This window comes from Mesorhizobium sp. WSM3879 (genome assembly GCF_002294915.1).
GTDB lineage: Bacteria > Pseudomonadota > Alphaproteobacteria > Rhizobiales > Rhizobiaceae > Mesorhizobium.
On the sequence record NZ_NSFZ01000036.1, the window covers coordinates 1 to 1,160 of the forward strand.

General features: G+C 63.7%; 1 protein-coding gene. It reads right to left on the minus strand.

Annotation, left to right across the window (positions count from 1 at the left end):
- Positions 1-22 precede the first annotated feature (22 nt).
- Complete coding sequence (locus CK218_RS29880) at positions 23-961, minus strand: IS110 family transposase (RefSeq protein WP_095780277.1); 939 nt, start codon at positions 959-961, stop codon at positions 23-25.
- Positions 962-1,160: the final 199 nt, after the last annotated feature.

Genomic DNA, 1,160 nt, shown 5'->3' on the forward strand with positions numbered 1-1,160 from the left:
GGATGAGCGACTATCTGAGGTGTCAAGTTGCATTTGCGAACTCGCTTCGCGCGTCGCGTGCTTTTGCATTGAGAATGACGAGCAGCTTTCTGGCGAGAGCGATGCGGATGACCATCTTTTCCTTTCCAGCGGCCTGCAACCGGTGCTGGAAGGCGGCCAGGTGCGGATCGTATTTGGCAACGATGCGGGCAACGAGGAAGAGCACGCCCCGGGGCCCGGCGCGACCGCCACGCACCGGTCTTCGGCCGCTGCGCTTACCGCTGTCATTGGCGATTGGCGCCAAGCCGGCCAGCTTGGCGATGGCCTTGTTGGACAGGATGCCGATCTCGGGCAATTCGGCCATCAGGCGAGCAACGCTGCGCGAGGCGATCCCTTTGAGCGAGCGAAAGGCGCGGTCAAGGCATGCCCACAACGGGTCGTCGTCGATCAGCGAGGCGATCTCGCCCTCGAGCCTGCGGCTCTGGCGCACGAGCAACGCGATGACCTCATCGAGGCTGGCGATGGTTTCGGTGTCGGCGGCAGCACTCTTGCGCTGCTTCTGGATGGTGAGATCGCCGGTGACCTGACCGAGCCGTGCCACCAAGGCCTTGAGCCGCTGCTGGGCCGGGCTCGGCGGCAGAGTCGGCTGTACGCGCTTGGCCTGCGCGTAGCCGGCGATCATGGCGGCATCGATCCCATCGGTCTTTTCCAGGAAGCCCATCGCCTCTGCAAAACGGCGCACGCTGCGCGCATTGACGAGAGCGCAAGGCAGGCTCAGATCCCACAGCAGCAGCAAGGCCACCCGCTCGTAGCCGCCGCTGGCCTCCATGACGGCAAGCTCGACGCCATGGCCCTGACACCAAGCGGCCAGATCGGTGATGCCTGCTGCATCGTTACGGAAGCGGCCTGCCGCCCCGTTCGGCTCGACATGGGCATCGAGCCATTCTTTCGAAACGTCCACTCCACAGATGGTCTTGTTCAAGGTAACCTGCCTTGTGCGTGCGATTGGAGCCAAGCGACTATTCGGTCGTACGTGACGGAGGCGAAGATCCCTGGCTCATCCACGGTTGTGACCGCAGGGGTGTCGGGCGACTTCGCCAAGCCTCGAATCGGATGGCCGTCCGGTTCGAGGCTCAGTCGCTCTTCTCGCACAAAGTCTCCTCCGCGCAGATACAAGGGGT